28 protein-coding genes and 1 pseudogene are annotated in these 24,069 nt (G+C 61.5%); 9 read left to right on the top strand and 20 right to left on the bottom strand.

Translation table 11 applies throughout. The annotated features are described in order from the left end of the window. Positions 1-3 precede the first annotated feature (3 nt). The gene (locus AC07OE_RS12435) at positions 4-942 is read right to left on the bottom strand and encodes an EamA family transporter (protein ID WP_495070871.1); all 939 of its coding nucleotides are present in this window, start codon (positions 940-942) and stop codon (positions 4-6) included. A gap of 65 nt (positions 943-1,007) precedes the next feature. On the opposite strand from AC07OE_RS12435, the gene AC07OE_RS12430 reads away from it, so the two are divergent. Next, positions 1,008-1,475: an Lrp/AsnC family transcriptional regulator gene (locus AC07OE_RS12430; protein WP_495070870.1), complete on the top strand. Its 468-nt coding sequence runs from the start codon at positions 1,008-1,010 to the stop codon at positions 1,473-1,475. A gap of 10 nt (positions 1,476-1,485) precedes the next feature. Here AC07OE_RS12430 and AC07OE_RS12425 read toward each other — a convergent pair whose 3' ends face one another. After that, entirely contained in the window at positions 1,486-2,586 is a 1,101-nt protein-coding gene (locus tag AC07OE_RS12425; RefSeq protein WP_495070869.1) for a patatin-like phospholipase family protein, read from the bottom strand. A 57-nt stretch (positions 2,587-2,643) separates the two neighbouring features. Next, entirely contained in the window at positions 2,644-3,132 is a 489-nt protein-coding gene (locus tag AC07OE_RS12420; RefSeq protein WP_495070868.1) for an acyl-CoA thioesterase, read from the bottom strand. 60 nt (positions 3,133-3,192) lie between these two features. On the opposite strand from AC07OE_RS12420, the gene AC07OE_RS12415 reads away from it, so the two are divergent. Further along, positions 3,193-3,666 carry a hypothetical protein gene (locus tag AC07OE_RS12415; protein WP_495070867.1) on the top strand — a complete coding sequence of 158 codons (474 nt, stop codon included), beginning with the start codon at positions 3,193-3,195 and terminating at the stop codon, positions 3,664-3,666. A gap of 6 nt (positions 3,667-3,672) precedes the next feature. Here the strand turns inward: AC07OE_RS12415 and AC07OE_RS12410 are convergent, their stop codons facing one another. Both AC07OE_RS12410 and imuA read right to left on the bottom strand, forming a co-directional pair. Further along, positions 3,673-5,028: a Y-family DNA polymerase gene (locus AC07OE_RS12410; RefSeq protein ID WP_495070866.1), complete on the bottom strand. Its 1,356-nt coding sequence runs from the start codon at positions 5,026-5,028 to the stop codon at positions 3,673-3,675. Next, positions 4,997-5,770 carry a translesion DNA synthesis-associated protein ImuA gene (imuA, locus tag AC07OE_RS12405; protein WP_495070865.1) on the bottom strand — a complete coding sequence of 258 codons (774 nt, stop codon included), beginning with the start codon at positions 5,768-5,770 and terminating at the stop codon, positions 4,997-4,999. The genes AC07OE_RS12410 and imuA overlap by 32 nt, the downstream gene beginning before the upstream one ends. A gap of 139 nt (positions 5,771-5,909) precedes the next feature. Here imuA and AC07OE_RS12400 point away from each other — a divergent pair, with 139 nt between their 5' ends. Continuing rightward, positions 5,910-6,494: a flavin reductase family protein gene (locus tag AC07OE_RS12400; RefSeq protein WP_495070864.1), complete on the top strand. Its 585-nt coding sequence runs from the start codon at positions 5,910-5,912 to the stop codon at positions 6,492-6,494. Between the two features lie 849 nt (positions 6,495-7,343). Here AC07OE_RS12400 and AC07OE_RS12395 read toward each other — a convergent pair. The 8 genes from AC07OE_RS12395 to AC07OE_RS12360 all read right to left on the bottom strand — a co-directional run bounded on the left by AC07OE_RS12395 (position 7,344) and on the right by AC07OE_RS12360 (position 12,833). Further along, the gene (locus tag AC07OE_RS12395) at positions 7,344-7,748 is read right to left on the bottom strand and encodes a hypothetical protein (RefSeq protein WP_495070863.1); all 405 of its coding nucleotides are present in this window, start codon (positions 7,746-7,748) and stop codon (positions 7,344-7,346) included. 184 nt (positions 7,749-7,932) lie between these two features. After that, a complete protein-coding gene (locus AC07OE_RS12390; RefSeq protein ID WP_495070862.1) occupies positions 7,933-8,790 on the bottom strand; it encodes a hypothetical protein in 858 nt (285 codons plus the stop codon). A 144-nt stretch (positions 8,791-8,934) separates the two neighbouring features. Further along, positions 8,935-9,384 (bottom strand): hypothetical protein, encoded by a 450-nt coding sequence (locus AC07OE_RS12385; protein WP_495070861.1) that lies wholly within the window; start codon positions 9,382-9,384, stop codon positions 8,935-8,937. A 155-nt stretch (positions 9,385-9,539) separates the two neighbouring features. Next, on the bottom strand, positions 9,540-10,094 hold the full coding sequence (locus tag AC07OE_RS12380) for a hypothetical protein (RefSeq protein ID WP_495070860.1): 555 nt from the start codon (positions 10,092-10,094) through the stop codon (positions 9,540-9,542). A gap of 84 nt (positions 10,095-10,178) precedes the next feature. Then, positions 10,179-10,502, bottom strand: coding sequence for a hypothetical protein (locus tag AC07OE_RS12375; RefSeq protein ID WP_495070859.1), 324 nt, complete (start codon positions 10,500-10,502; stop codon positions 10,179-10,181). A 27-nt stretch (positions 10,503-10,529) separates the two neighbouring features. Further along, entirely contained in the window at positions 10,530-10,784 is a 255-nt protein-coding gene (locus AC07OE_RS12370; RefSeq protein ID WP_495070858.1) for a hypothetical protein, read from the bottom strand. 323 nt (positions 10,785-11,107) lie between these two features. Beyond that, on the bottom strand, positions 11,108-11,521 hold the full coding sequence (locus AC07OE_RS12365) for a hypothetical protein (RefSeq protein ID WP_495070857.1): 414 nt from the start codon (positions 11,519-11,521) through the stop codon (positions 11,108-11,110). 79 nt (positions 11,522-11,600) lie between these two features. Next, on the bottom strand, positions 11,601-12,833 hold the full coding sequence (locus tag AC07OE_RS12360) for a multidrug effflux MFS transporter (protein WP_495070856.1): 1,233 nt from the start codon (positions 12,831-12,833) through the stop codon (positions 11,601-11,603). 84 nt (positions 12,834-12,917) lie between these two features. On the opposite strand from AC07OE_RS12360, the gene AC07OE_RS12355 reads away from it, so the two are divergent. Next, positions 12,918-13,673: a substrate-binding periplasmic protein gene (locus tag AC07OE_RS12355; protein ID WP_495070855.1), complete on the top strand. Its 756-nt coding sequence runs from the start codon at positions 12,918-12,920 to the stop codon at positions 13,671-13,673. 84 nt (positions 13,674-13,757) lie between these two features. Next, positions 13,758-14,501, top strand: a pseudogene (locus AC07OE_RS12350) (substrate-binding periplasmic protein); the annotation flags it as partial. 43 nt (positions 14,502-14,544) lie between these two features. Here the strand turns inward: AC07OE_RS12350 and AC07OE_RS12345 are convergent. The 7 genes from AC07OE_RS12345 to AC07OE_RS12315 all read right to left on the bottom strand — a co-directional run bounded on the left by AC07OE_RS12345 (position 14,545) and on the right by AC07OE_RS12315 (position 20,350). Further along, positions 14,545-15,504 (bottom strand): GlxA family transcriptional regulator, encoded by a 960-nt coding sequence (locus AC07OE_RS12345; RefSeq protein WP_495070854.1) that lies wholly within the window; start codon positions 15,502-15,504, stop codon positions 14,545-14,547. Next, positions 15,492-16,403, bottom strand: a complete 912-nt coding sequence (locus AC07OE_RS12340) for an EamA family transporter (RefSeq protein ID WP_495070915.1) — start codon at positions 16,401-16,403, stop codon at positions 15,492-15,494. The genes AC07OE_RS12345 and AC07OE_RS12340 overlap by 13 nt, the downstream gene beginning before the upstream one ends. A gap of 14 nt (positions 16,404-16,417) precedes the next feature. Continuing rightward, entirely contained in the window at positions 16,418-16,687 is a 270-nt protein-coding gene (locus AC07OE_RS12335) for a DUF1272 domain-containing protein (protein WP_495070853.1), read from the bottom strand. Between the two features lie 16 nt (positions 16,688-16,703). Next, on the bottom strand, positions 16,704-17,270 hold the full coding sequence (locus AC07OE_RS12330) for an isochorismatase family protein (RefSeq protein WP_495070852.1): 567 nt from the start codon (positions 17,268-17,270) through the stop codon (positions 16,704-16,706). A gap of 115 nt (positions 17,271-17,385) precedes the next feature. Continuing rightward, the gene (locus AC07OE_RS12325) at positions 17,386-18,414 is read right to left on the bottom strand and encodes an AI-2E family transporter (protein ID WP_495070851.1); all 1,029 of its coding nucleotides are present in this window, start codon (positions 18,412-18,414) and stop codon (positions 17,386-17,388) included. Between the two features lie 49 nt (positions 18,415-18,463). Continuing rightward, a complete protein-coding gene (locus AC07OE_RS12320; protein WP_495070850.1) occupies positions 18,464-19,318 on the bottom strand; it encodes a hypothetical protein in 855 nt (284 codons plus the stop codon). A gap of 102 nt (positions 19,319-19,420) precedes the next feature. After that, a complete protein-coding gene (locus tag AC07OE_RS12315; protein WP_495070849.1) occupies positions 19,421-20,350 on the bottom strand; it encodes a polysaccharide deacetylase family protein in 930 nt (309 codons plus the stop codon). 122 nt (positions 20,351-20,472) lie between these two features. Between AC07OE_RS12315 and ggt the strand changes: the two genes are divergently transcribed. From ggt to AC07OE_RS12295, 4 genes are all read left to right on the top strand, one after another. Next, positions 20,473-22,098, top strand: coding sequence for a gamma-glutamyltransferase (gene ggt / locus AC07OE_RS12310; RefSeq protein WP_495070848.1), 1,626 nt, complete (start codon positions 20,473-20,475; stop codon positions 22,096-22,098). Further along, positions 22,095-23,063 carry a bile acid:sodium symporter family protein gene (locus AC07OE_RS12305; RefSeq protein WP_495070847.1) on the top strand — a complete coding sequence of 323 codons (969 nt, stop codon included), beginning with the start codon at positions 22,095-22,097 and terminating at the stop codon, positions 23,061-23,063. The genes ggt and AC07OE_RS12305 overlap by 4 nt, the downstream gene beginning before the upstream one ends. Before the next feature lie 71 nt (positions 23,064-23,134). Continuing rightward, complete coding sequence (locus AC07OE_RS12300) at positions 23,135-23,416, top strand: HU family DNA-binding protein (protein ID WP_479596640.1); 282 nt, start codon at positions 23,135-23,137, stop codon at positions 23,414-23,416. 99 nt (positions 23,417-23,515) lie between these two features. Next, positions 23,516-23,950 (top strand): helix-turn-helix domain-containing protein, encoded by a 435-nt coding sequence (locus tag AC07OE_RS12295; protein WP_495070846.1) that lies wholly within the window; start codon positions 23,516-23,518, stop codon positions 23,948-23,950. Positions 23,951-24,069: the final 119 nt, after the last annotated feature.

The raw sequence follows: 24,069 nt of genomic DNA, 5'->3' as shown, positions 1-24,069 counted from the left end.
TGGCTAGACGGCCGAAGCGCGCCAGCGTTTGAGGGCCTGCACGATGGCCGGGCCGTACATGATCATGGCCAGTGCGCCGCCAATCAGCGGCAGTGCCAGGAACACCCAGCCCGTGAGCAATTCCTTGCCAATCACCACACCCACCACCAGCGCCACGGCGGGGTTCACAAACGAGTAGCTGCCGGCTACGGCGGCCGTGGTGTTTTGCAGCAGCCACAGGTAGGCGTTGAGTGCCACCAGCGTGCCAAACACCAGCAGATACCACCAGGCCAGCCAGGCCTCATGCGTGACATTGCTCAGCGCCCCCTGCGGCTCCACGAAGTACGCGGCCACCACGCCCATGAGCCCGCCCGCCAACCATTCGGTGGCCGAGGCCATGGCCGGCCCCGGCAGGTCCAGCTTGCGGGATGCGTACGAGCCCACGCTCCAGCACAGCGGTGCGCCAAAGGCCGCCAGCGCGCCCAACCAGCTGGCCGAAAAATCGCCTTCCAGCGCGAGCAGCAGCGCACCGGCCACGCCCAATACCAGGCCCACCCAACTCGTCACGGGCACGCGCTCGCCACCCAGGCGGGTCCACAACGCCAGCCACATGGGCATGGTGGTGATCACCGTGGCCATCAGGCCCGAGCCAATGCCCTGCTTTTGCGCAAACACCACCAGGTTCATGGCCATGAAGGCCATGAACCCGCCCACCAGCGCCGCATTGCGCCACTGGCGCCAGCTGGGCAGCTTCTCGCCACGCCACAGCGCCCAGGCCAGCATGATCACGCCAGCCAGCGTGAAGCGCGTGGCGTTCATCCACAGCGGGGGAAAGCTGTGCACAGCAATGCCGATGGCGAAGTAGGTGGTGCCCCAGACGATGTAGACCAGCCACAGCGCCACCATGAGGCGCCAGAACGGCGAAAGTCGCCACGACTGCTGAATATTGATAGTCGAAATCATGAATAGTCCGTAAAATTTACGGCAACCAGCGCCGTCAGGCGTGATATTACTAAAAAATCCACCCAATGCAAGTAATTGTTCAGACAGACGCCATCGACGCCAAAATTCTTACGGCCTTGGGGGAAGACGGCCGACGTTCTTACGCCGAGGTTGGGGCCGAGGTGGGCCTGTCTACCGCCGCCGTGCATGAGCGTGTGAAAAAGATGCTGGAGCGCGGCGTCATCCGACGCTTCTCCATCAGCGTGGACCCGCTTACCGTGGGCCTGAACTTCACGGCGTTTGTGGCCATCCGCAACGACGGCGGTGCCCACTGCCGCGAGATGGCCGCCCAGTTGCGCAAGGTGGACGCTGTGCAGGAGCTGCACAGCGTGGCCGGTGAATACGATTTGCTGGCCAAGGTGCGCACGGCGCATGCGCGCGACCTGGAGGCCGTGCTGCTGCAGATCAAGGCCATCCCAGGCGTGGCGCGCACCACCAGCACCGTGGTGCTGAACACCGAGTTTGAAGACCAGCCGCTGCGCTTGAACGACTAGCGCCGCAACATCAGATCAGCCACTGCTGCATGTCCAGCGTGTTGCGATGGCCGACTGCGCTGGCGTGTGCAGTGAGCCATTGCTGGCCGCGCAGCAGGCCCTGCTCATGCAGCAGGTTCAAGAACGGCGCGTGCGCCAGCATCTTGGTGTCGTTGCGCTGCAGGCTCTCCAGCTGGCTGGAATCAATCATGTGAAAGCGCAGGCCCTGCAGCCGCTCTTCCAGCGGGCCGGGCTGCGGCGCGCTGTGGGCCAGGCTTTGCACGCGGGCGAACATCTGCATCTCGCGCATGAAGTGGGCCTTGAAGCCCAGCTCCTCCAGGCGCGTGTCAATCTCGTCCTTGGTGTGCGGCGTGCTTTCGCGCTTCAGCGGGGCCAGCAGCACCAGCAGCACATCGCCCGCCGTGCAGTCGTAAAACAGCGGGAACACCGCGGGGTTGGCCGCAAAGCCGCCGTCCCAGTAGGGCTCGCCATCAATCTCCACCGTGTGGTGGATCTTGGGCAGGCAGGCCGAGGCCAGCAGCATGTCCAGCGTCAGCTCGTGTTCGCGGAACAGGCGCAGCTTGCCGGTGTTCACCTGCGTGGCGCCCACAAACAGCTTGAACGGGCTCTCCGCGCGCAGGCGCTCAAAGTCGATCTGGCGCTTGAGCACATCGCGCAGCGGGTTCAGGGCCAGCGGGTTCAGCTCGGTGGGGGAGAAAAAGCCGGCCCACTGCGCCAACATCTTGGTGGCCGGTGAGAGGCTGATCGCATCGCCCCCGCCCGTGGTCAGCATGACCCAGGGCAGCTGCTGGCTCACCTCGGTCCAGAACTGGGCCAGCGCGGCGCGTGCGCCCTCGCGCCCACCCACCATCCAGCCCTGCGCCATGACCACCGCGTTCATGGCCCCCGCGCTGCTGCCGCTGATGCCGTCAAAGTGCATGCGCGGGTCTTGCAGCAGCGCGTCCAGCACGCCCCAGGTGAAGGCACCATGCGCCCCGCCGCCCTGCAGCGCCAGGCTGAGCCGGGCCGGTGTGGCCGCGGCGGGCGTGCGCCGGCTGCGCCACAGGCGCTTGAACAGGCGGCCGCTGGCCGAGGGCAGCAGGCGCCGGACGGAAAGGGGGAGCTTGATCACAGGGGTCCTTTCGGTGCACAAGAGGACATGCAGTGCGGACCAGTATAGGGTTCCCCCCTAGGTTGTGCCGCCCTGGCGCGTCTGGCGGAACTTCTGTTCCAGCTCCTGGCGCAGTTGCTTGCGCATCTGCGCGGCCTCAAAACGGCGCTTCTCGTCATCGGTCTCGGGCTGCAGCGGCGGCACGGGCGCAGCCTTGCCATGGTCGTCCACCGCCACCATGGTGAAGAAGCAGCTGTTCACATGGCGCACTTCCTGGGAGCGGATGTTTTCGGCAATCACCTTGATGCCGATTTCCATGGACGACTTGCCGGTGTAGTTGACGCTGGCCAGAAAGGTGACCAGCTCGCCCACATGGATGGCCTGCAGGAACAGCACCCGGTCCACACTGAGCGTGACCACGTAGCGCGAGGCATAGCGACTGGCGCAGGCGTAGGCCACTTGGTCGAGCAGCTTGAGGATGGCGCCGCCGTGCACATTGCCGGAAAAGTTGGCCATGTCGGGCGACATGAGCACGGTCATGCTGAGTTGGTGGGTGGGGAGGTTCATAGGCAAGAGTGTAAAAGAGCGCCATGCCGGTGTACCCTTGTTCCAGCGTGAGGGACTTGCATGAAGACTCGGTGCTATCTGCTGCTGGTGAGCGCGGCCTGCGTGCCTTGGGCCGCCTGGGCCGACGCAGGGCCACCGCCAAACGAAGAGGCACTCTGGGTCAATCTGGGCGGTTTCTCCAGCCATGTGAACCGTGACAAGGGCTACAACGAGAACAACGTAGGCCTGGGCATGGAGTACCGGCTGCAGCCCGAGGTGGCGCTGATGGCCGGTGCCTTCAACAACAGCATTCGACAGACCACCACCTATGCCGCTGTGAGCTGGCAGCCCCTGTCGCTGGGCGGATGGAAGCTGGGCGCGGTGGTGGGCGTGATGAACGGCTACCCGGCCATTGAAAACGGTGGGGTCTTCTTTGCAGCGTTGCCCATGGCGACCTACGAGGGCACACGCTTTGGCGTGAACCTGGGGCTGATCCCCAATGTGGACAAGGTGGACGGGGCGCTGGTTGTGCAGTTCAAGTTCCGGCTGCGCTAGGCCGGCTCAGGCAAACAGCCCGTGCAGGTACCACGCCTGAGCACCCATGCGTTCGCGAAACACCCACACCAGCCCGGCCTGCGGGCTGCGCGCCACAAAGTAGTCGCGCAGCGCGGGCGCGCCCTCCAGCCAGCCGGTCTCCAGCCGCTGCGGGCCGGCCAGCAGCGTCAGCGGCCCCTGGTACTGCGGGCACTGCTGGTGCACCACCAGGCGCTGCGGCTCGGGCAACAGCCAAGTGGGGTACAGCGCGGCATCCTCGCCCAGCAGCTTGGAGTCAATTTGGCCTCTAGCCCCCGTATTTATTGGGCTAGCAGCTCCTGATTTAGGAGCACCCTTGTTTGCCTGCGGCGCCTGCCAGGGCACCCAGCGTTGCATGTGCTCGGGCCGGTGGTCGGCCAGCGGCAGGGCGCAGAGCACCTGGTCGGCGCCCAGCCGCGCGCCCAGGCGCTCCAGCGTCTGGTGCAGGCTGTCGCCCTTGCGCAGGTCATCGGGCAGCAGGCTGTGGCTCTCGCCCGTCAGCGGCTGCGTCTGCAGGCTGCGCAGGCGCAGGGTGAGCACGGGTGCGGGCAGGGTCACGCGCGCCAGTTGCTCACCCAGCAGGCGCTGCAGGTGGGCCATGTCCTGCGTGGCGTGGGCGGTGCGCAGTTCCAGCCGGCCCTGCTGGCCGCCCGTGTGGTGGGCGTCCACATGGCGGGTGTTAGCGCGGCGCGCATCCAGATCCCACCGCAGTTCCAGCGCCAGCACACCGCGCTGCCGTGCGCGCAACCACGCCAGCAGCTGCGCCAGCAGGCGGCGCGCACCAAACAATAGCGCCGGAGCGGACTCCACGCTGGCGGCCAGCTCCAGCGGCGCGTCGAACACCTCGGGCAGCATGCACCAGGGGTAGACCTCGGGCCGCTGGCCATAGGCGCGGTCCAGCGCGTCCACCAGCTCGGCGCCAAAGCGGCGCACCAGCCCGCCGCGCGGTAGCGCCCGCAGCTGGCCCCAGGTGCGCACGCCCAGACGCGCCAGCGTGGGCAGGTGCGGCCGCGTGGCGGCCAGGGTGTACACCGGCAGGGCGTCGGGCGCGGACTGGGTTTGACTCCACAGCCGTGCCATTGCTATCAAAGAAGTAGCGCCTTGCGCATATTCGACGGGGTCCAGCGGCTCATTGGGCATTAAAAACTGCTGCAGCAGTGCTATGCGGCCGCCAAATAGCCGCTCACTGCCCGAGACCTCCAGCACCAGCGTGTCCTCCACCTGCGCCACCTGCGGCGTGAAGCGCAGCGCCCACCAGGTGAGTGCGGCCAGCGGGTCGCTCAGCGCCGCGGTGTCGGGCGTGGCGGCTGCGTCAGGCAAGGGCCGCAATGCGATCCAGTGCATGGTCTGCCTCCATCTCCACATCGGGCACTGCGGCCTCTGCTGGCACCTGCACGCGCTGGCTGGCTGCCAGCCACACGGCCAGGCGCGCCGGGCGGGCCTGCACGCACACGGGCTGCGTCAGCGGCGGGCCACGCCGCTTGAGGATGCGCACGGCCAGGGTGTCGATGCTCGCGGCCTGCGCCGGCGTCTGCGGGGCCAGCTGCAGACGCAACAGCGCGGGCGAGGCATCGGCCTGCGCCTGCTGGGCGCGCATGACAAACAGCAGCTTGTGGTGCTCGGCCGCGGCCATTTGCAGGCGGCGCAGCTGGTCGCCCCGGGCTTGGGGCAGCCAGGCCAGCACCGCATCCACCTCGGCACAGCGCAGCGCCTGCTCAGCCGCCCACAGGCGTGCGGCGCCCGCCTGCGCCGTCACCCACACCAGGCGCGACACGGCCAACCCCTGCGCCGCCAGCGCGGGCACAAACGGCGGCTGCGGCGCGCCCACCAGCACCACCGGCCCCTGGCCGCTGCGCGCCAGCGCGGGCAGTAGCAACCGCCATTCGCTGTGCACCCCGGCGGGCTGCAGTAGCTCCACCAGCGCGCCCACGGGCCAACCACCACCGGGCAGTTGCGCATCCAGCAGCGCCTCGCCCGTGGGCTGCACGGCCTGCGGACTGCCCGCCAGGGCGTGCGCATGCCAGACATCGGCGTGGATGCCTTGCAGGTCCGGAAATTCGGAGGAAATGCGCGCAGCGCTAGCCATGGCAAGGGGTTTTCTTGATAACTGTATTTATAAACAGTATATGGAAAACGCCCTTGCTATCAAAATCGAGAACAGGGTTTCAAGCCCCCGCGGGGCTGCAGCACTCCTGGCTTTTGGTGGCTTTGCTAGAGTGGGCCGCATGACCACCCTGCCCGCTTTCTTTACCTCCGTTCCACTCGACAAAGCCTACCGCCTGCTCAACCACGGCCCCACCGTGCTGGTGTCATCCGCCCACGCGGGCCAGCACAACGTCATGGCCGCCGCTTGGTCCATGCCGCTGGACTTCAACCCACCCAAGGTGACCGTGGTGATCGACAAGGCCACGCGCACGCGCGCACTGGTGGAAGGCAGCGGCTGGTTTGCGCTGAACGTGCCCAGCCGCGCCCTGGCCCAGGCCACGCTGGGAGTGGGCAGCGACAGCGCCGCCCACACGCCCGACAAGTTGCAACGCCATGGCATGAAGACCTTTGCCGTGGAAGACAGCGCGCTACCGTTGGTGCAGGGCTGCGTGGGCTGGTTGCTGTGCAAGGTGCTGCCCGAACCGCACAACCAGCAAACCTACGACCTGTTCATTGGCGAAGTGACCCAAGCCTGGGCCGACAGCCGCGTGTTCTCTGGCGGGCGCTGGCATTTTGAAGATGCGCCGGATGAACTGCGGACGCTGCACTATGTGGCGGGGGGACAGTTCTATGTGATTGGGGAAGGAGTGAAGCTAGGGGAGTGAGGGGCGACAGCAAAACCGTGTTCGGGTCAGGCTCGGTCACTCGTCAAGGACCACTGTCGAGAATATGACAGCCATGTCATGAAACGTCGCCAACACTCCGGGGCCTATATTTCTCAAATCACTGAGAGTCGCTCATGAACTTCCGCTTCTGCCGCGAACCGGAGACGTCTAAAGACTGGAAGCGCTCTTTCGCAGCGCTCCAAAGCGGTCGTTAACATCGTAGTAAGTGAACTGCAGAGGCGCGCATACCTTTGAATAATGTCGACCCGACTGGCTGCCAGTACGGGTGCATTCGAAGAACTTGTTAGCGCCCAGGATCATTTCAACTTGGTTACCAGATTAGGAACACCAGGGCAACACCCAAAACCAGCGCACCTCCAATCGAAACAAGCTTTCGCGGCCATGCCGTTACGTCCCGTTGGACCCAACAATAGACAACGGAGGATGGCAAGAAACACAACATACCAATACCCCAAGCCCACTGTCTATTACCTAGCGCTGTTAGCACCGCCACCAAGGATCCGACAAACCAAAGAGCTAATCCGACCGAAAGCATCAATACAACCAAGACTGTTATAAAAGTTTCCATATCTTGAGCTTTACCGTTCGCGCTCAGCGCTCCCATTGAATTGATTGTGTATTCTGCACCCGCCTCATTTTCTAGCGATATCAGAATGGACAAGCCCTGCAACTACCTATGACTGGATGGTATTTTGGATGGTTGCCTTCGCCTCCGAGTAGAGACGTCAACAGACTGGAAGCCGACTTACATTTCGCTCCTAAGCGGATACTCTTGTGCTGCGCTGGTGTTCGAAGCAAAGCGTGGCACTCTGGCCTCTCATAAACCAGTTATGTATCACGTAGCAGCCACTCAACTGCCTCCACGGTAGGTCCAACTGGGGAAAAAACGCTAACGCAACCGTTTCCGGTGACCACAAGCCACTCTCGGCGGCGGTTCTCGTAATGCTGTAACACAGCTTCCTCATCGCACCAGCCGCCTGACACAACTTCCAGCACCGGATAACCGCGCAGGAAACCTTCAGAGCTCCAGTACCTCGCTAGGTCGAGCTCATCGAGATAGCGGAAGGCGGATGCGCCAGGAAACGAAATATCCAATCCACCAACCTGCCCCTCCTTGCTGATTTCACACGCAACGCGCACGGTCAGCCCTTTTGATGAGAAATTCAAACTTTCAACATCAGAGCCCCAGTGGATTTCAGCGGGCGGGTCGTAGGCGCGGGTCTTAAAACTCATAAATAGTTGGGCTGTGAGTGACTGCTATCGCCGTCTAGCTGAGGCGTCTGCAGACTGATAGCCGACTTTCATTCTGCTTCAAAGCAGTCGTTAACGTTTGAGCTGATCGGACCACGGAGGCAAGGCGCCTTGCCGGAGAGGGGCCACTCGAGCAAAGTGTTAGGCATCGCTGCCCTGTTGACTGTCACTTGCGCACGAGGAACGTGAATCCAGTACCCAACAAGACGAACGAAAAGACGGACTGTGCAATCAAGACAAGCTCCGCCAAGAAATGGTTGGGGACAATTTGCGTGTAAGTGCCGAACGCAACAAGATTTGCCACTGAGAGATAGACGGGTGTGACAAACGGAGTGAACGGCGCTCCGTTTGCGAGCTTGACGCCCTCTGTGACAACCAAGATCCAGTAGAGGACCGAGAAGACGCCTAGGGATGCAAGCAGCCAGACAAACCATTGTCGTGCACTGGTGCCGTAGCCAGTCACTCCACGCCATACCGACATTACGTGCCGAATAGGACTGCGCTGAAGATGCATCTGCCGCCGAAAAAGTTCCTGCTGCAACCGGTGTGTCGAACTGGACTCATCGTCCATGCCAATGGCGGCGAACTGGGCCTTTGCTCGGCCTGCCGAGCGAAGTGCAAGCGACAAGACCTTATCAACGCGCTCGCGCTCCGCGTCGTCGGGCGGGTACTGGAGTGGCAACTCGTTGAACGCTACGGCAGCGGCTGCGGCATAGCACTGCGCAGACTTGTCGAGAGCATCCACGCTTCGAAGGTCATTTCCCGCGCGGTGGTAGCAATCGGCCCGCGACAGGCTGGGTGGCCTATGCTCGCCTTGAGCAAGTCGCAGGTATGTGCAACCGGACTTGGCTTGGCTGTCCCGTCCCTTGCCGCGCAACTTCTCGAGTTCCTCCAACACCGTGTTGAGGTTGTCCTTGCTGATGTCGAGCGCGTCCGGGCTCACCATGTAGCGTTGAATCGACTTGTCCGTGAAGTCGGCGAGGGGTTTGACGGTTGGGGTATCCCAGCCAAAGATCGAGTTCATGCATGCCTCGTTGAAGAAGACGATGGTATGGGACGCACTATAGACCACGGGCCTATGCGGCCGTAAGACCGCTATAGCCGCGAAGCCGAGGCGCCTACAGACTGACTGCGGACATTCCCTCTTCTCCAAAGCAGAAGTCCAACACTAGGATTTCCAGTACTGTTCTAGCTGATCCATTGATAGTGGCGTTTCACCCTGCGCAGCTACTACGATAAATCTTCTGCTCGACACCCAAGTGAACAACTGTCGCGCCATCGCTAGTCCCTCGGCACCTGCCGGAAAGTGCAGCCAAGCGAGCGGTTGTCCAAACGCATATGCCAGAAACCGACCAGCACTTAGAGGGGCGTGTCGATCGTGCAAAAGATTGTGTTTTGCACAAAATTCTTGAAACGCTTGTGTGGCGACTTCACCGCGCGAAATTGAAATTTCAAGATTTGTTATGTCCGTGGCATCGGGAATGAAATTCAGCCCAAGCACAACGTCGTCGGGAAGACCGGTTGATGTCCTGCACTCTTCAGCAATGAGCTTTCCGTCAAAGGGCATCTGCGCCTCAAGTGGGAGTGACCACAGCTCAAGGTCGACGATACGCTTCATGCTTGTTTACTCCTTCTCAATGTTTGAGGCGTCTACAGACTGACTGCAGACATTCACGCTGCTCTAATGCAGTCGTTAAGGTTGTGGAGTTGACCGGAAGGTGCGCCGCAGGCGCTGAACGCCTTGGGCGTCCGTGTCGAATGACCGGCTAGCCCTCATACTCTCCCCAAGAGTTGATCTTGCAACTTTTCGTGGAATTCATTTAATCGAAATCGAGCGTCGTTGATGAAGTTGACGTCATCCTCCAAACGCACTACGTCGAATTTACGATAACGGTGAACCACGCCCGTCGTCTTTGAAAGTGACTTCACTCGAACGAAACGTTCCGTTCGGACTCCAATCCAGTCACCGTGCGCGTATTCATTCCGGCGAGTTGCGCACTCATTGAGCATCGTTTCAATCCGTTTCACGTCTTCGTGCGTGTACTTGCCGGGTTGAGTTGAAATAATTTGGGCGTAAAGTTGGATCAACGCGCGACTCTTCGCTGCGAACATCATTTCACACAGAAAGGGCTCCAAGCGCTCGTCTTGGTACGGATCGCGAAGAACGACTTCACGAATGAAATCAGCGACGTGGTCTTCAAGGGAATTGAAGTACACGACGATCCAGCCAATCGAGGAAACGACGGACTTCAAATAGTCATCAAGCTCAGGTCCATCCACAAACTCTAGTTCATGATATTCGTTGTGGCCAACGGTACGTTCGGACATGAGGGCTAATGTTGGATGCCACCGGTACGCAGCAACTGCAGCTCAACGGCAACCTGCTGCTGCGTGTCCGTGTGGGCCGACCCGTTAGGTGTGCTTGTTCGTAACAAAACCAGTCTCCCAGTGATCCATATTGAGATGGCTCTCATCAATATTGAAGCCATGTCTTGGTGGACTTGCAGCATGGTCAATCATATTCGGGTGCGCTGAGAAGCCTGGCAACTTCTTTGCTCGGTCAATTGCGGCCAATGCATCTGTTCGAGTGCGATAGATGCCTATTCGCTTCCAATCTTCTTCTCCATCATCTTGGGTATGAAGGTGTTCCACTACAAATACTGTTTCCATGCTCAACCCAATTAACGTAGAAATGACCGGCGTACATTGGAAGGTGCGGCCAAAAGGAGCGGTCACACTCGTGCATCCGTGTCGGTTGCCAAGTTAAATCTCATGAGACGTCTCCACCCAGATTCGCTCGCCCGGATGATGCTCTTCGATTGTCTGCATAGCGTCAGCCATTACGGCTGCATCTGAGCCGTCGATGGGATAAACGAACCGACTGAGATTGCTGTCAGCTCGCGCACGGTCTTCGTCTTCTGAAATTGCGTTGGAACCACACCAAACAGCGCCGCCGACAGGACCCGCCAGTTGCAGCGCCTCTGCAAGGCCTTCTTTAGAAATCGCAAGAAACACCATGGTTAGATTTAACGAATAATGTACTTAAGCGCCAGCGCAATCGTATCAAACTAGGCCTTGCGGCGGGAAGTCCGCTACCGCCGCATTCCGGCTGTCCATCTTACCCACCTAGCGTTCCAGTCTTAAATGTCTGCTATCCGGCTATGAGTCCTAAGCCACCGAATTCCGCTTTAGGTCAACCGCTGCTAGGGATCAATTCCGAGTGTTCACGAATGACCGCACTGCAGCATCTAGCGCCGGCCTGATTTCACTCGACCTACGCGATGCCCGCTTTAAGCTACGAACTCATTTCTTGTCTAAAGGTGCAAATTTCGTCCAATACCTCAAAGCTGGACGTTAGTGCGAAGCAACGCTGTTCTCAACTCGCGGTTGGCTGGTTTTGAAACATCCACGCCCTGCACCGCAAGGTCGAACTGTGAGCCGGGTCTGATACTGGTTGGGACTATTTTTTTCACGGGGTTCGTCATGGGGTACTTGCTATCCGCAGGGCACATGCGAACAGAAAACCCGAATTCGTCAAGTACACCTTTCGCGTACAACTCCACCAATTGCTGAAACGACACGAATGTTGAACGTTTCACTTCTTTAGCGCCTGGCTCGCGGATGCCACGAACGATCTCGAACTTTCCAAGCGAATCTCGTTGCGTATTGGTAAAGGGATGCAGCAGCAACGTGACACGCTGCCCCCCCTTTGGGAGAACCAGTGTGTGCTCAACAGCGATATCCGTTAACAACATTTTTTCCTCGTAATCCAATAAGGCACCGTTGATCCAAGCACACCGGTCTTCATCCCCCCAAGTGTCAGCTCGCGTTTATTCAGACAGTCACAACATGCTGCCCAATTTCCGGCCACTTCCGCCGGATAAACACCCAAGCCCCCAGCCCCAGACACATCATCAGCACCGATGAAGCAGCCAATGCCACGGTGGAGTGCATAACCAGCGGCGAGATGACGCCGGCCACGATGCCGTTGGCCGTGGATCCCACAAACATCTGCAGGCTGGACGCCATGCCACGCCGATCGGGGTGCAGGTCCAGCACCAGCAGGGTCACCACGGGCACCATCATGGCCCAGCCGAACGCGAAGATGCCAATGGGGAACAAGGCCCAGCTCACGTGCGCCTTGAACAACAGGTTGGCCCCCAGATTGACGACACCGATCAGCAGCATGATGAGGAAACCATTGCGGATCTGCCGCTTGGGGGTAACCTTGCCGGCCACGCGGCCGCTGACAAAAGCACCGCCCATGATGCCGCTGATGGTGAGAATGAAGAACCAGAAGAACTGCTGGGGCTGCAGGCCCAGGTGGTCCCCCAAAAACACGGGCGCACTCAGCACATACAAAAACATGCCGTTGAATGGAATGCCACTGGCCAGCGCCAGCAGTACAAAGCGTGGGTCCGAACCCAGCTTCCAATAGCCGGCCATCAGGTTCTTGATGTGAAAGTGCTGGCGCTGCGTGGCGTGCAGGGTTTCGGGCAACAAGAAGAAATTGGCCACCCACAAGAACACGCCCACGCCGGTCAGGAACCAGAAGATGCCGTGCCAGCTAGCGTGCACCAACAGCCAACCACCCACCATGGGAGCAATGGCCGGCGCCACGCCAAAGAAGATGGTGACCTGGCTCATCACCTTTTGCGCTTGGGATGGGGGGAACACATCACGAATGACGGCACGTGACACCACAATGCCTGCGCCGGTGGACAGGCCCTGCATGGCGCGGAAGAAGATGAGCTGCCCAATGCTTTGCGCCAGTGCACAGCCGATGGAGGCGATGGTGAACGCGGCCAGCCCCCACAGCACCACGGGGCGACGGCCAAAGCTGTCTGAAAACGAGCCGTGGAACAGCGCCATGAAAGCAAAGCCAAACAAATAGGCCGACAGCGTTTGCTGCATCTGCACTGGCGTGGAGCCCAGCGACTGGCTGATGCCCGCAAACGCGGGGATATAGGTGTCGATGGAGAACGGGCCCAACATGCCCAGCAGGGCCAGCAGGATGGAAAACGCCCACTGCGGGGCGCGCCAGAGTTTGAGGGCGTCGGGGTTCATGAATGGGTAGCGGATGTGGCCAAAAAAGCAGCATACTCCGCAAAGTTGGAAATCTACCGAACCCACCATAACGAAAAGAATGGAATGAAACGATTCATATCCGCCGTATTGGGTCTGACATGCGCCGTTGCAGCCTGGTCTGCAGACATCACCATCTACGGTGGGGACAACTCTGCGCCCAAAATGTTTTTGCAGGACGGTCGGCCCCGCGGCATTCTGATCGACATCCTCAAATACGCTGACCAGGAGCTGCGCGACGACAGTTTCAGGATTGAGCTATACCCTTGGGCCCGCGCCTACCGCTATGCCAGCGGTGGCATTGGTGGCATCGTGGGCTTGTCATGGACACAGGAGCGCGCAGCACTGTTTGACTACTCCGACCCGGTGTACGTAGACGATGTGGTGATCGTGGTGCACAAGGGCAAGGAATTCAGCTTCAAGGAGATGGCCGACCTGCGCGGCAAGCGTGTAGGCCTGGGGCGCGGTGGTAGCTATGGCGAGGCATTTGAAAAAGCCGTGGAGGCTGGCGTGTTTACGGTAGATGGTGACGGCGGAGCCGTGGAGCGCCTGAACAAGCTGGTGCTCGACCGTATTGACTGCGCGCTGTTCAATGCGGGCAAGGCCGGATTTGAGGAAATTCTGCGCGCCAACAAGGGGCTTGACTCCTTGCGCGATGCGCTGGTGGTACTACCCGTGCCGCTGCGCAGCGACCCCAACTTCTTGGCCTTCCCCAAAAGCATGCAGATGAAAAACTGGCTGAACGACTTCAACCAGATCATCAAAAAAGGCTACGGACGCGGCGAGATCCAGAAGCTGATCGCGCAAAACCTGGGCCCCTGAACCCGTCACCGCACGGCGTGGCAACTGGGTATCGAAAGATGCCAGCGCAATACGCACGCCATTGGCTCCAAGTTCGATACTGGAATGCATAGCTTCGGCTGCAACCTCATGTATTTCTGGAGAATATTTGTGGTGAAGAGACTTATAAGTATCTGGTTGGGACTGTCGTTGGTCACCTCTTCTTCTGTCTGGTCTGCCGACATCAGGGTGTTTGGCAGCGACAGCACGCTGCCCAAAATGTTTCTGCAAGAGGGGCAAAGCCGCGGCATCCTCATCGACATCCTGAAGTACGCCGACGAGGCACTGCCCGACAGCAGCAATGTGAAGGTGGCGCTCTACCCGTGGCTGCGCGCCTACCGCTATGCGGCGGCCGGCGTGGGCGGCATTGTGGGCCTGTCGTGGAGCCAGGAACGCACCAAGACGTTTGACTTCTCTGATCCGCTGTACGTGGATGATGTGGTGATCGTGGTGCTCAAGGGCTATGAGTTCCCGTACAAGGAACTGGCTGACCTGCAGGACAAGCGCGTGGGCCTGGGCCGGGGGGACGGCTATGGAGAGGCGTTTGAGAAGGCGCGTGCGGACGGCATATTCACGACCGAGGAAGACAACAGCGTAGCCAACCGCCTGAACAAACTGATTCTGGGCCGCGTGGACTGTGCGCTGTTCAACGCGGGCAAAGAGGGCTTCGAAGAACTATTGCGCCACCACCAGATTCCGGCTGCCATCCGCGATGTGCTGGTGGTGCTGCCGGTGCCTCTGCGCAGCGAGCCGAACTTTCTGGCATTCCCCAAAACCATGCAGATGAAGAGCTGGCTGACCGAGTTCAACCAGATCATCAAGCGCGGCTATGCCAGTGGCGACATTCCTAAAATTATTGCCCAGAACCTCGGCGTGCCGCCGCCGGTGCGCAGCGTTGCCACACCCGCCGAAAATCCCGCGCAGAGCCAAAGCCACACGCCTGCGCCAAGCGCTCTTGCGACAGCGTGGGGTTGTGCGTCAGCATCTCCTGCGCCCGCGCGATGCGCAACTGCTGCTGGTAAGCCACCACGCTGATGCCGGTGTGCAACGCAAACAGCCGGCTCAGGTGGCGGGCGCTCACGCAGGCCACGGCTGCCAACTCTTCCAGTGTCCAGGCTCGCTCGGGTTCGCGGGCCACGGCGTCTTGCGCGCGGTGCACGGCGGGGTGCATGTGGTTGCGGTGGGCCAGCCAAGGGGACATCTGCGGGTCGTGCGCGCTGCGGCGCTGGTACATGACCAGGCGGCGCGCCACGCGGGCTGCCAGCTCGGGACCCGCTGCCTGCTCCACGATGTAAAGCGCGAGGTCAATGCCTGTGGTGATGCCGGCGCTGGTCAGCACACGGCCATCGTCCACAAAGATGCGGTCGGTTGCCACCTGCGCAGTGGGGGCGTGGGCGCGCAGGGCCTCGATCAGCGTGTGGTGGGTGGTGCAGTGCCGCCCGTCCAGGCAACCCGCCTGCGCCAGCAGCAACGCGCCGGAGCAGATGCTGGCCAGCCGTGTGTCAGCCTGTGGGGCGGCCTTGAGCCACTGCACCACAGCGCGAGCGGCGTCAGTGGCGTAGTCCTCCGCTTCATTGCTGTTGCCCACGATGAGCACAAGGCTGCTTGGCGGCAGTTGCGCAGGCAGCGGCTCCAGCCCCGACAGGCTGGTGGCCAGTGAGGTGCTGATATGCGCCTGCGGCCCACAGGTATGCAGTGTGATGGGGGCGCCCATGTCGCGCGCCATGCGCAGCGCCTCGGCCGGGCCGGCGTAGTCCAGCATCAGCACATTGGGTGTGAGCACTAGGTAGATGGAAAGTGTTAGGTCTTCCACGCAGCTCCTTTTAGGCGCGCAAACAGCGGGGCACCGAATACATTCACCAGCAAGCCCGCCATGAGCAGTGCGCCGCCCGCAAAGTGGATGGGGCGCAGTGCTTCACCAAAGACCACCCATCCCGTCGTCAACCCCACCAGCGGCACCAGCAGCGTGAACGGGGCCACGCGGTTGGTGGGGTAGCGCGACATAAGGTGCGTCCACAGGCCATAGCCCAGCAGCGTGGCGGCCCAGGCCAGATAGGCGATGGCACCCACGGCAGCCAGGTTGATGTGCTGCAGAGCCTGCAGCATCGCGTCTGGACCTTCCAGCCAAGCGGACAGGCCCAGGAACGGCAGCGGCGGCACAAGGCTGGCCCAGACCACAAAGGCCAGTTGGTTCATAGGGCCGTAGCGCCCGACAGCGCGCGTGACGATATTGCCGCAGGCCCACATGACCGCGGCGGCCACGGTGAGCAAAAAGCCCAGCAGCGGCATAGAGACACCCTGCGCACCGCCATGGGCGCTGCCAATCAACAGCAGCCCCGCGGCGGCCAGCACCAGGCCCGCCATCTGGTTGGCCTGCCAGCGCTCTCTCAGCCACCACGCCGCCAGCAGCAGCGTGAAGAAGGACTGCGACTGCAGCACCAGCGAGGCCAGGCCCGAAGGCATGCCCACATGGATTGCGCTGAACAGAAACGCAAACTGCCCCACCGAGATGGTGAGGCCATAAGCCAAGTACAGGCGCAACGGTACCTTGGGCGGCTTGAGGAAGAGCAGCGCAGGGAACGCAGCCAGCATGAAGCGCAGCGCACCCAGCAGCAGCGGCGGAATACCCACCACGCCGACCTTGATGACTGCAAAGTTCACCCCCCAGACCAGGATAACCAGCAGCGCCAGCCCCAGGTCCTTGGGTCGCATGGGCAGACCCGTACTCATGCGCTCACCGGTGCAGGCTGTGGCTCCGTGGCGCAGCCTTGCGGCTTGAACACGCGCGTGGTGGACGGCGGGTTGTTTGCCAGCTTGCCCGCAGGGCGGATGGGGCGTGGCACAAAACCCCCGCCGCAGTTAGGGCACACGCCCAGCAGGCGCGTGTCCACACAGTCCGCACAGAAGGTGCATTCAAAGGAACAGATGCGGGCGTTCGTGGCTGCCGGAGGCAGGTCCACATTGCAGCATTCACAGTTGGGGCGCAGTTGCAGCATCGCAGTTCCTTGATGTTCAGGCGGCCAGTCCGTCCAGGCAGGTGTCCACATCCACGATACGCGCAAAGCGATCCGCCAAGACCAGCTCGGTGCGGGTCGTGATCTCTTCGGCGCTGAAGGTGCGGCCGGTGCCGGCGTGGGTCATGGGGAAAGTGAGCGTGGCTTCGGACACAAAGTCCACCGCGTAGCCCAGGTCAGAGCCCACGCGGGCCGTGGTTTCACAGCACTGCTCGGTGCGGATGCCGCTGATAAGGAGCTTGGTCACCCCTTGGCGGCGCAGCCAGAGGTCCAAGCCGGTGTCAGTGAACGCGTTGTGGGTGTGCTTGTCAAAGCGCACGGAAGGGTTGCCGGGCAACCATGGCAGCGGTTTGATGAAGCCGGACTCGGGCAGGAAGGGCCCTGCACGCCCCACGTGGTAGATGTGCACCACGGGCACGCCAGCGGCGCGAGCACCGGCGTCCAGCTTCAGCAGCGCCTGTTGGAAAGGGGCGTGGATGCCCTGCTCCCAGAACGGCATCTGGGCGAAGGACTCCTGCACGTCGATGATGATGAGGGCGGACTTGGATGCGTTGGTAGAGGACATTTTTTGAAACACTCGGTTGGTTGCGATGTCCGTACTTTAGCCCTCACCAGTATGTCCGAAAAGGTCCGCAATCGCCAACTAGAGGACAAAAAATGCCAACCATATTGCAATAGGTTCAAATCAGGCCATTGGCCTGCAGCTCGCGCTTGGCATAGGCGTAGTACAGCGGCGCGGCCACCAGCCCGGCCACACCAAAAATCGCCTCACCGACAAACATCACGGTAAGCAGCTCCCAGGCCGAGGTGCCGGTGCGCTTGCCCACCACCTTGGCATTGATGAAGTATTCAAACTTGTGGATGGCCACCAGAAACAACAGGCAAGCCAGCCCCACTGTGGGCGAGATGGATACGCCAGCCAGCGTCAGCACGCTGTTGCACAGCAGATTGCCGACGATGGGGATCAGTCCTGCAAAAAAAGTGAGCGCCACCAGCGAGCTGGCATATGGCATGTCCACGCCGAACTGGGGCAGCGCCACCATCAGGAACACGCCGGTGCACACGGCATTGAAAGCCGCAATCCAGAACTGGGCAATCACGATCTGGCGGAACGACTCCATGAAATGCGTGGCACGGTCGCGCATTTGCAGCCGCAAGGGCGCATAGCTGATCGCAGATGGCGTGCCCACAATGAGCGCCCCAATCACCAGCCCCACATACACCAACAGGCCACCGTGCAAACCCGCCGAACCGATACCTGTGAGGGCATGGGCCTGGGACTGCAGATAGCTGGCAAGCCAGGTTTGCGCAGCTACCAGTTCGTCGGGCAGATGGCTGGCCAAGTCGGGCGGAAGTTTTTGCCGAATTTCGAGCACTGTGCCGGCCAGGTGGCGCAGCAGCGCCTGGTACTGGGTCACGGCGCCAAACACCATGCCTTTGGCGTTGGCCATAAAGAACCCGATGGCCACAATGGGCATGAGGATGACCAGCGTTGCGGCCCAAATGGGCGACAAACGCAAACGCCCCACGCCGCGCCAACGGGTCAGCGCAGAGGTAACCAGGAACCCCACGCACACCGCCAGCAGGCCCGGCAACAGCCCATAAATCAGCACCGCCACACACAGCAGTGCGGTCAGCACCAGGCTGGAGACCTTGACGACGGGAACGGAGACGTTGGGGCGATAGGCGTTGGCTGTGGGTTTGGGCATGCGTGGCTTAGAGAGGACAGAAGCTGCGAATCTAACCGACCGCAGGGGGTCAACTGTCCCAATCGCTGGAGCCGCTGTCCATGGAGCCGGCATCATCCCAAGCATTGCCATCAATGACACCAAAATCCTGCCCCCCCATATCGGCGTTGCCCGTAAGGGGTTGGTAGTCATCAACCGACAGCCTGTCTGGCGCTAGCGCCGTATGGCGCTCACCCATCAGGTTGCGGCCAATCGCCTCTGCCGCCATCACGCCTGCGCCCACGGCCAAACCGGTGGCCACCCCACCCAGGATCTTGCCGCCCAGGCCACTTCCACCGGGCTGATCGTAGGGCGTGGGGCCATAGGTGGGCGACATACCTGCGCCGTTGCCAAACGACTGGGGACCGTTCAAACCCGCCCCGTAACCCGCGGCCTGCACAGGGGCGGCCGGAGGACGACGGCGAAAGATAAAGAAACCTACCACCAGCACCAAGCCCGCCAACAACGCAGGCAAGAGCCATCCTGCCTGCCTGGCAGGTGCAGCGACACGGGTTTGCAAGGGGTTGGTGGCTGCAGCCATGGCAGGAGACGCCAGCTGCGCACGCAAGGACTGCACCGCCTCGGGCTTGGCAAAGGGCAGGCCCGGGGCCAAGGACTCAGCCTTTGCCAAAGATTCCTGCGCACGCGCACGGTTGCCTTGGCGGGCAAACAACTCGCTCTGCACAAAGTAGGCCTTGGCACTGCCGGGATGTGACACCAGCACCTGCTGCATCATGACCTGGGCTTGATCGATCTTGCCGGCCTGGGCCGTGGCATAGACCTCGTTGAGGGTTGGCTCTGCCTGGGCCATGGCCAGGCCTGTGCCGAGGCACAGGGCGATGACCAAGCCTCTAATCACACGTTGAACCAAGGAGATGTATTGCATGGACGTTCCTCACAGAGTTGGCGGGTTTCCACCTGCCAAATGACGGTCTGCCCTGAAAATTCAAGCCACGAGGCGGTGAAGCTTGTGTAAAGCCCGCGGGTATCACACGGGTTGGGCCATCGCATCCATGTGCGCAGCAATAGCGCCCGGCGTCGTAAACCAGATATCACCCCGGTCGCGCGCGCGGGCCAATTGGGTGAGTGCGGCACGCAGGTGTCGCAACCGGTAGGGCTGCCCCACGATATAGGGATGCAATGCCACGCCCATCACCAGGGGTTGCGCAGCTGACTGCACCAGCATTTCGTCAAAGTTGTCGACAACCAAGGCAGCAAAATCCTTGGCGTCCATGAGCCGCCCCACGATCATGGGAATGTCATTGAGCTCTTGTGGATAGGGCACAGACCAGATTCCACGGCCATCACGCGTGCGCATGCGCACGGGCTGGTCATCGTGGCACCAGTTCAGGGTGTACCCGTAGCCCGTTTCAGCCAACAGATCGGGGGTAAGGCGACTCTCGGAAATCCAGGGCGAGAGCCAACCTTGCGGCGTCTGTCCGCTCTCGTGCTGCATACGCGCACGGCAACTGTGCAGCAAAGCACGTTCCTCCGCCTCGGTCAAAGTGCCTTGCCGCTCGGCATTGCTGTGGCCGTGGCCAATCAGCTCATCACCACGCGCGACACAGGCTTGCACGAGCTCGGGACAGTGGTCGTACAAAGCGGTGTTGATCAGTGCCCCCGTGGGCAGGTCCAGGGTATCGAAGAGCTCCAGGCAGCGCCAGGCACCCACGCGATTGCCGTATTCGCGCCAACCGTAGTTCAGCACATCCGGCTGTGGGGACGCAGGTCCTATGCACGCGCCCAGGCCTTCGCCAAATGCGAAATGCTCCAGGTTGAAGCCCAGGTAGACCGCAAGCCGTGCGCCGTTGGGCCAGACAAAATCCGGACGATGCGTGATGGGCTGGTAATCAAATCGGTGGTGGTGCGGGAGCAGACCGGGCCAGGAAGTAGACACCGACGCGGTGGATGAAGGCATGGGGTTTCACTCTTTCCAGAAAACGCGGCATTCAACAGGTGCACCGCATCCAAAGGCCAGCAACATGCATGCCACGCCTGTAGGCAAAAGCAACCTGGCATGCGGTTTGCGTCCCGCTTGGCATGACCTCCGTTCACCCTCGCAACGCCGTCTCCTCCCGTGGCATGGTGACCAGCCCCCACGCCCTCGCAACCCAAGCAGGATTGGACGTGTTGGCCCAGGGCGGCAACGCCATTGAGGCTGCTATTGCCATTGCCACCTGCCTGTGCGTGACTTACCCCCACTTTGCCGGGTTGGGAGGCGATGCGTTCATGCTACTTGCAGACAAAGACGGGGCGGTGCACAGCATTTCGGGCATTGGCCAAGCACCGCTGGTGTTGCCCAGCACCAGCGGTGGCATTACCCAGCGCAGCCCGCAGTCCATGCTGACCAGTGCAGCGGCCGTGGATGTGCTGGGGCAGGCCTTCGAGATGAGCCGCGACATATGGGCAGGGCAGCTCAGTTGGGAGCATCTGCTCACCCCCGCCATTGCGCTCGCACGTGACGGGTTTCCGATAACAGAGTCCGAACGCTTTTGGCTGAACTTTCGGCTGCCACAGGCAGCCCTGCTGCCCGATGTCTACCGCCACTTTATGGCTGGCGAGCAGGTGCCCGCACCGGACACAATGCGCCGACAGCCGCAACTGGCCAGCACGCTGGAGACGCTGGCGCAACGCGGCTACCGCGACTTTTACGAAGGCAGATTGGCCGCACGCATTGCCCAAGGCTTGGCACAGGCCGGCTCCCCCCTTACCGCAGCAGACCTGGCACGCACACGGGCGCGCATGGAGGTGCCGCTGCAGGTGCCCTACCGCGGCGGCACACTGGTGGCACATCGCCCGCCGACCCAGGGCGTCACCACGCTGGAGATCATGGGCATTCTTGACCGCTTTGATGTAGGCGGCGTGGCCGAAGGCAGTGCCGATCACTACCACCTAATGGTGGAGGCCGTGAAGCAGGCGTTCAACGACCGCAATCGCTATGTGGCGGACCCGGAGTTTGCTGCCGTACCTGTGGAAAGGCTGCTCTCGCCCGCGCATCTGGACGCGCACGCCCGAGCCATCCGCATGGACCGCGCCCTGCCCTGGCCACAGCCATTTCAAACCGGGGACACGGTCTACATCGGCGCAGCCGACGGTGCCGGCAATGCGGTTTCCATGCTGGCTACTATTTATTTCGACTGGGGCAGTGGCGTGCTGGTCGGTGACACGGGCATGCTGTGGCACAACCGGGGAGCGGCGTTTTCCGCGGACCCGCGGCACCCCAATTGCCTGGCGCCCGGCAAGCGCCCATTCCACACGCTGAACCCCGGTATGTACCTGCAAGACGGCAAGCCAAGCATTCTGTACGGCACACAAGGTGCGGACGGCCAACCGCAGACGCTGGTCGCCGTCCTTACCCGCATGATCGACTACGGCATGGACCCGTACACGGCGTTGGCACGGCCCCGCTTTCTGCTGGGCAAGACGTTTTCCGACGCCGAGGATTCTCTCAAGCTTGAGGGTGACGTGCCGCCGCGGGTGCGCCATGAACTGACAAGTCGGGGCCACGTCATCAGCAGCATCCCCGCGCAAAGCCCCCTCATGGGTCACCCAGGTGCTATCCGCCTGGATCGACACACGGGTACCATGCAGGGCGCCCACGACCCGCGCAGCGACGGGTTGGCGATGGGCCTGCCGGACTTTGCCCCTACCCCACCCGCACCATGACACGCTCCCGTTTTCTCCCCGACAACTTCACCTTGGCCTTGCTCGCCGTAGTCGCCGTTGCCAGCGTTTTTCCCGCTCAGGGCCAGGTCGCTCACGGCTTTGAGATCCTGACCACCGCGGCCATCGCGTTGCTGTTCTTTCTGCACGGCTCCAAACTGTCGCGGGCGGCAGTCGTGGCGGGCCTGAGCCACTGGCGGCTGCACCTGCTGGTACTGCTGTGCACGTTCGCAATGTTTCCCATCTTGGGGCTGCTGTTGCGTCCGGCGTTCAACCTGGCCCTGACGCCAGACATCGCTACCGGCATGCTGTTTCTCTGCGCGCTGCCGGCCACCGTGCAGTCCGCCATCGCATTCACCGCCTTGGCCCGCGGCAACGTATCGGCTGCGGTGTGCAGCGCTTCGGCATCCAGCCTTATAGGTGTTTTCGTCACACCCTTGCTGGTCGGATGGCTGGTGGTTCCCGGTGGCGTATCAAGCGCCAGCGAGCTGGATGCTGTCGTCAAAATCATGCTGCAGCTGATGCTGCCTTTTGTCGCTGGGCAAGTGCTGCAGCCGTGGGTCGGCGGTTTTGTAAAACGCCACGCCGTCGGGTTGAAGTTTGTGGACCAGGGATCCATCTTGCTGGTGGTCTACACAGCATTCAGCGCTGCGGTGATCGAGGGCCTGTGGAAGCAGGTGCCGCTGCCTGTTTTGGCAGGCCTGGTGGTGGCGTGCTGCATCTTGCTGGCCTTGTCACTCGCTATGACCACGTGGGCCAGCCGCGCGCTGGGCTTCAACAAGGAAGACGAAATCACCATCGTCTTTTGCGGGTCCAAAAAGAGCCTGGCCAGTGGCGTGCCCATGGCCAAGGTGCTGTTTGCCGCGCCCGTTGTGGGCGTGATGTTGCTGCCGCTCATGCTGTTCCATCAGATTCAGCTCATGGTGTGCGCCGTGCTCGCGCAGCGCTATGCCAAACGGCAAAGCTGAGCCCGGAAACTGCCTGCCCTGCACTTTGTGTCAGAATTTCACTCACCCCTTTATTTTTCTGGAGTATTAGATTGAACAAAGCTGGATTGATTGAAGCCCTGGTCAAAGAGACCGATGTGTCCAAAGCCGCCGCAGGCCGCACGATCGATGCCCTGGTGCAAATCATCACCAAGACCGTGGCCAAGAAAGAAGACGTGCAGCTGATTGGCTTTGGCACCTTCAAGGCGACCAAGCGCGCCGCACGCAAGGGCAAAAACCCCCGCACCGGCGAAGCCCTGAAGATCGCGGCTGCCACTGTGCCAAAATTCACCGCCGGCGCCGCCTTCAAGGCCGCGGTGAACAAAAAGAAGTAAGCCGGTCCGTTACCAACAGAGAGGCGGCAGTGGTCCATCACCACTGCCGCCTTTTCTTTTGATGGCCTCTCGTATTGTTTCAGGACTACCATCTTTTGTATGAGCTCATTGATCAACTCCCTCAAGTCTGAAATCGCCCGCGTGGCGCGCAAAGAGCTCAAGGATGAGCTATTGGCGTTGCGCAAAGCGACAACCACCCATCGATCGGAAATTGCCGCCTTGAAACGCCAGGTCAAATCGTTGGCCTCTGCGCTCAAGGCGACCGCCAGGGCGGCCAAGGCGAACGGCAAGGAAGTCTCCGCAGCGGACGCGCCGACCACACCCGGCATTCGCTTCAGTGCCGCCCGGCTGGCGGCCCTGCGCGCCAAGTGGGGAATCACCCAAGCCCAGATGGCGGCCGTGCTGGATGTGTCCTACCTGTCGGTACACAAGTGGGAGGCCGGGGCTGCCAAGCCCCGGGCCGCACAGCTGCAGAAGATTGCCGCCGTCATGAAGCTGGGCAAGCGCGAAATCCAGAAGAAACTGCAGGGATAACTGCGCTACAGCGTTACGGGCATTCATGATCGACAAGGCTGTTCAGCCCTCTTCCGGACAAACGCATGTAGGGGCACTGCTCCTGCTGACGGCCGCCGCGATGCTTGGTGGGTTAACAG

This window comes from Rhodoferax sp. GW821-FHT09E07 (genome assembly GCF_059416145.1).
Note: the sequence above shows the minus strand (reverse complement) of the source record. Positions and strands in the feature narration are given on the sequence as shown.

What these genes read in the sequence shown, in the direction of transcription:
- AC07OE_RS12435 (WP_495070871.1), bottom strand. Translation starts at nt 942, where the DNA reads ATGATTTCGACTATCAATATTCAGCAGTCGTGGCGACTTTCGCCGTTC.
- AC07OE_RS12380 (WP_495070860.1), bottom strand. Translation starts at nt 10,094, where the DNA reads ATGTCCGAACGTACCGTTGGCCACAACGAATATCATGAACTAGAGTTT.
- AC07OE_RS12370 (WP_495070858.1), bottom strand. Translation starts at nt 10,784, where the DNA reads ATGGTGTTTCTTGCGATTTCTAAAGAAGGCCTTGCAGAGGCGCTGCAA.
- AC07OE_RS12330 (WP_495070852.1), bottom strand. Translation starts at nt 17,270, where the DNA reads ATGTCCTCTACCAACGCATCCAAGTCCGCCCTCATCATCATCGACGTG.
- AC07OE_RS12295 (WP_495070846.1), top strand. Translation starts at nt 23,516, where the DNA reads ATGAGCTCATTGATCAACTCCCTCAAGTCTGAAATCGCCCGCGTGGCG.
- AC07OE_RS12320 (WP_495070850.1), bottom strand. Translation starts at nt 19,318, where the DNA reads ATGCAATACATCTCCTTGGTTCAACGTGTGATTAGAGGCTTGGTCATC.
- AC07OE_RS12395 (WP_495070863.1), bottom strand. Translation starts at nt 7,748, where the DNA reads ATGAGTTTTAAGACCCGCGCCTACGACCCGCCCGCTGAAATCCACTGG.
- AC07OE_RS12305 (WP_495070847.1), top strand. Translation starts at nt 22,095, where the DNA reads ATGACACGCTCCCGTTTTCTCCCCGACAACTTCACCTTGGCCTTGCTC.
- AC07OE_RS12360 (WP_495070856.1), bottom strand. Translation starts at nt 12,833, where the DNA reads ATGAACCCCGACGCCCTCAAACTCTGGCGCGCCCCGCAGTGGGCGTTT.
- imuA (WP_495070865.1), bottom strand. Translation starts at nt 5,770, where the DNA reads ATGGCTAGCGCTGCGCGCATTTCCTCCGAATTTCCGGACCTGCAAGGC.
- AC07OE_RS12355 (WP_495070855.1), top strand. Translation starts at nt 12,918, where the DNA reads ATGAAACGATTCATATCCGCCGTATTGGGTCTGACATGCGCCGTTGCA.
- AC07OE_RS12420 (WP_495070868.1), bottom strand. Translation starts at nt 3,132, where the DNA reads ATGAACCTCCCCACCCACCAACTCAGCATGACCGTGCTCATGTCGCCC.
- AC07OE_RS12340 (WP_495070915.1), bottom strand. Translation starts at nt 16,403, where the DNA reads ATGCGACCCAAGGACCTGGGGCTGGCGCTGCTGGTTATCCTGGTCTGG.
- AC07OE_RS12315 (WP_495070849.1), bottom strand. Translation starts at nt 20,350, where the DNA reads ATGCCTTCATCCACCGCGTCGGTGTCTACTTCCTGGCCCGGTCTGCTC.
- AC07OE_RS12400 (WP_495070864.1), top strand. Translation starts at nt 5,910, where the DNA reads ATGACCACCCTGCCCGCTTTCTTTACCTCCGTTCCACTCGACAAAGCC.
- AC07OE_RS12365 (WP_495070857.1), bottom strand. Translation starts at nt 11,521, where the DNA reads ATGTTGTTAACGGATATCGCTGTTGAGCACACACTGGTTCTCCCAAAG.
- AC07OE_RS12430 (WP_495070870.1), top strand. Translation starts at nt 1,008, where the DNA reads ATGCAAGTAATTGTTCAGACAGACGCCATCGACGCCAAAATTCTTACG.
- AC07OE_RS12390 (WP_495070862.1), bottom strand. Translation starts at nt 8,790, where the DNA reads ATGAACTCGATCTTTGGCTGGGATACCCCAACCGTCAAACCCCTCGCC.
- AC07OE_RS12385 (WP_495070861.1), bottom strand. Translation starts at nt 9,384, where the DNA reads ATGAAGCGTATCGTCGACCTTGAGCTGTGGTCACTCCCACTTGAGGCG.
- AC07OE_RS12410 (WP_495070866.1), bottom strand. Translation starts at nt 5,028, where the DNA reads ATGCACTGGATCGCATTGCGGCCCTTGCCTGACGCAGCCGCCACGCCC.
- AC07OE_RS12415 (WP_495070867.1), top strand. Translation starts at nt 3,193, where the DNA reads ATGAAGACTCGGTGCTATCTGCTGCTGGTGAGCGCGGCCTGCGTGCCT.
- AC07OE_RS12325 (WP_495070851.1), bottom strand. Translation starts at nt 18,414, where the DNA reads ATGCCCAAACCCACAGCCAACGCCTATCGCCCCAACGTCTCCGTTCCC.
- ggt (WP_495070848.1), top strand. Translation starts at nt 20,473, where the DNA reads ATGACCTCCGTTCACCCTCGCAACGCCGTCTCCTCCCGTGGCATGGTG.
- AC07OE_RS12335 (WP_495070853.1), bottom strand. Translation starts at nt 16,687, where the DNA reads ATGCTGCAACTGCGCCCCAACTGTGAATGCTGCAATGTGGACCTGCCT.